Genomic DNA, 3893 nt, shown 5'->3' on the forward strand with positions numbered 1-3893 from the left:
ATCTGGTACATACTACGAAGAAAAACCATGCCTGTTTTGATTTTGATATCCGGTTTCCAAAGATGCCTTCCTATCTGCGCAGATCTGTCATCCGGCATGCGCTGGGGACAGTATTCTCTTATAGAACACGGCTGGATCTATGGGAAAAGACAGACGGAAAGAGCGGGAAACCAAGGCTTGTATATGAAAACCACGCCATGCCGGTCTTCTACCGTGATGTCATGTACCGTGAGGGAGCGGAAGGGAAAGACGAAGCATACCTGAAACTCTATGACGGCCATGACTGGAAATGGTCCTGTGTACGTCTGGAGCATACAGATATGGAATATCTGAGAAAATACTGGTCAGGGAAAAAGGCATCTGCCCCAACTCTGGAAAAGAGACACCGGAAGTACTTTTTGCGTTTTTCTTATACAGAAGAAGTAACACTTACCAAAACACCTGTGAAAGAACAGATCATCTGCAGTGTGGACTTAGGGATCAATACCGATGCAGTCTGTACCATCATGCGGGCAGACGGAACTGTCCTGGGAAGAAGATTCATAGATTATCCCAGTGAAAAAGACCGGATGTACCGCGCACTGGGACGGATCCGCAGATTCCAGAGGGAACATGGTTCTGCGCAGACACAGGGAAGATGGACGTATACGAAACGTCTGAACACAGAACTGGGTAAAAAGATTGCAGGTGCGATCGTAAGATATGCGGAAGAAAACCATGCAGATGTGATCGTGTTCGAGTATCTGGAGATGCAGGGGAAGATACCGGGAAAGAAAAAGCAGAAACTGCACCTGTGGAGAAAGCGGGATATCCAAAGACGCTGTGAACATCAGGCACACAGGAAAAGGATGCGGGTATCCCGGATCTGTGCATGGAACACCAGCAGACTGGCTTATGATGGCTCCGGGGCGGTAACACGTGACTGGGAAGATTACAGCCTCTGTACTTTCCAGACAGGAAAACGATATAATTGTGACCTGTCAGCATCCTATAATATAGGAGCCAGATATTTTATAAGAGAACTTTTAAAACCCCTTCCGGTAACGGAAAGGTCTTTGCTGGAGGCAAAAGTCCCTCCTGTAAAGCGTAGAACCTCATGCGTCTATGCAGATCTGAGGAAACTCCATTCAGAAATGGAACTCTTAAAAGCAGCATAGATACAGGCAGATATACAGTGGATTACCTGTAATGTGGGAACCAGCCATATCCGGCATGGGAAATACGCATAACTGCGCACCTAAGTTACAGGTGTATCCGTCGATATTCAGTCTGACGCCTAAAGCGTCTGGAAGCACGTGACTTCAGTCATGTGAGGTCCACAAGTAAACAGAAGACAAAGTAGACTGGTCAGGAGAGAAGAAAAAAATATACAGTAATGAAAGTGGTGATAATATGCACAAGTGGAATGAGATTACAGATGAGAATTCGCTGAAGGAATTTATGGAAAGAGTGTCGTTTTTCCATGATAGCTGTATCAAAGAGATGCATTATCTGAGCGGAGCATATGTTAATGAAAACCTGGATATGTATCCTGTAAACGATCGCAGGATTCTGAGAGTAATAATACAACGGCAGTATGAAGAAGATTCAATGATTGAAATGGAATTTCAGGGATTAAAATACTTAAAGTTATTTCCGGCAGACGAACGCTATTCATGCGAAATACTCGATTCCAATATAATTCTGAAAGAGGATTGTATCATCTGGAGCGACTGCGAAGATAAAATAGAGCTGGAAGATGGAGACACAGGAACTTTGGTATGTGCATCTAAACTTCGATGGCGTTCGATTTTCGGATATATGGGAGAGAAGAATTATTGGTAGGTGTGCCCTGTCCCACATTTCTTTTGACCCAAGGGGTGTGTAACAGCACAGTCTCTACTTCAATAATCCTTTGGATAAAGCCTTTATAATTTATGTAAAGTATATCGTATTTATTCTTTTTCGTAAAGAAGTCTGGATGGAAGCACTGCTTACCACAGTATAATATCAGTATAATATATAGAAGAAAAAGTTTTTGCAGAAAAGAATCAGGATTCTGTAAAAACTTTTTTTTTACGCAGAAACAACCTTGCAATTTGTGATGAATACGCTATAATTAAAAAACGTAATGAACCGAGATTGGTTAGACCAATATAAAGGAGTTGAATATTTGAAAAATAAAAAAGAACGAGACTGGAAGTTTATCATCGGTATGATTGTTCTGCTCGCCATTTTTGCTGTAATGGGAGGTGCTTTCTGGAATATGGTAGGAAAGCAGGCACAGATGGTCAGGGAGGAAGAGCAGAAAGAGGAAGCAAATGCTATTTCTGCAATCTATATCGAGACAGGAGAATTTCTGAAGACCGGAGTTTTTGTGGATCTGAACAATGGAACTATTTTCAGCGCAGACATACCGGCAGAGGGCATTTACAATAAAAAAGGAAAATTAATTTCCGATGATGTATTGGAAAATGGGGATAAAGTAAAGATATACGGCGATGGGATCATGCTGGAATCTTTCCCGGGACAGTATCCGGGCGTGACAAAGATTCAGAGAACCGGTCGAGCATCTCTCGAGGAAACTCAGGAGTACGAAGATCAGGTAACTGGAATGATGAAGCCTGTAGCCGTTCAGTAAGGATTAGAGGAGACTGAAAATGAAATACGTAAGACAATTCTGGATTATTTTACTGATATCCGCAATGGGAGAGGCATTACATGTTCTGATCCCGCTTCCTGTACCTGCAAGTGTGTACGGACTGGTGATCATGCTGATCGCACTGGGAACACACATTATCAGGTTGGAACAGGTCAAAGAAGCAGCTGAATTTCTCATAGAGATCATGCCGGTTATGTTTATTCCGGCAGGTGTCGGATTGCTGACAGCCTGGGGCATACTGAAACCGGTATGTGTGCCGATCATTCTGATCACAGTGATCACCACAGTTGTGGTAATGATTGTGACAGGTCGTGTCACACAGGCAGTTATTCGTATGGACAGAAAGAAAGGACAGAAAAGATCATGACACAATTTATGAGTAATTCCCTGTTTTTTGGTGCAGCGATCAGTCTGATCGCATATGAGGCAGGACTTCTTTTGAAAAGAAAATTTAAGATGGCAATTTTTAATCCACTTCTGATTGCGATCATTGCAGTAATAGCGGTGCTTTGTTTACTGCATATTGATTATGACACCTATAATCAGAGCGGTCAGTATATAAGCTACTTGCTCACACCTGCAACGGTCTGCCTGGCAGTTCCGCTGTATCAGCAGATGGAACTTCTGAAAAAGAATCTGAAAGCTGTAATCATTGGAATTGTTTCCGGTGTGCTTGCCAGTCTGGTCAGTGTGCTGATCCTTGCGAAGCTGTTCAGCCTGAGTCATGAGCAGTATGTAACACTTCTTCCGAAATCTATTACAACTGCCATCGGAATGGGTGTTTCTGAAGAACTTGGAGGTATTGTGACTATTACAGTTGCAGTTATTATTATTACCGGTGTTCTTGGAAATATGATGGCAGAGACTGTGATCAAACTTGCACGCATCGAAGAACCTATCGCTAAGGGACTGGCGCTTGGAACTTCTGCCCATGCCATCGGTACTGCCAAGGCAATGGAACTGGGTGAAATAGAAGGTGCCATGAGCAGTCTTGCAATCGCAGTTGCCGGTCTTCTGACTGTTATAGGTGCGTCTGTGTTTGCGCAGTTTATGTAAGAACAGTAGTGATTGCCTGATAAATTGTTTTGGGCAATATACAATATATCTGTTGACTTTAACATTATTTATACAAGAGAACTGTTGTGTCAGATGAGCAGAGGCGCTGCTTGAATGAAAAAGTAAATTCTACATTCTAATATACCTTGATTTTATGCGGGATTTAATTCTATTTTCGGAGATATACAACTTGATT

The 3893-nt window shown here is 42.6% G+C and carries 5 protein-coding genes; all 5 read left to right on the forward strand.

All coding sequences use genetic code 11. From position 1 onward, the window contains the following. On the forward strand, positions 1-1157 hold a 1157-nt coding region (locus tag LI074_RS16715; protein WP_173698438.1), incomplete at its 5' end, for a transposase. A 235-nt stretch (positions 1158-1392) separates the two neighbouring features. Next, the gene (locus tag LI074_RS16720; protein WP_173698439.1) at positions 1393-1824 is read left to right on the forward strand and encodes a hypothetical protein; all 432 of its coding nucleotides are present in this window, start codon (positions 1393-1395) and stop codon (positions 1822-1824) included. Between the two features lie 328 nt (positions 1825-2152). Further along, positions 2153-2620 (forward strand): hypothetical protein, encoded by a 468-nt coding sequence (locus LI074_RS16725; protein WP_020993270.1) that lies wholly within the window; start codon positions 2153-2155, stop codon positions 2618-2620. Between the two features lie 19 nt (positions 2621-2639). Continuing rightward, positions 2640-3008 (forward strand): CidA/LrgA family protein, encoded by a 369-nt coding sequence (locus tag LI074_RS16730; protein ID WP_020993269.1) that lies wholly within the window; start codon positions 2640-2642, stop codon positions 3006-3008. Then, positions 3005-3697 (forward strand): LrgB family protein, encoded by a 693-nt coding sequence (locus LI074_RS16735; protein ID WP_173698440.1) that lies wholly within the window; start codon positions 3005-3007, stop codon positions 3695-3697. The genes LI074_RS16730 and LI074_RS16735 overlap by 4 nt, the downstream gene beginning before the upstream one ends. Positions 3698-3893 lie beyond the last annotated feature (196 nt).

Source organism: Blautia sp. MSK18_10 (assembly GCF_020553185.1).
Taxonomy (GTDB): domain Bacteria; phylum Bacillota; class Clostridia; order Lachnospirales; family Lachnospiraceae; genus Blautia_A; species Blautia_A wexlerae.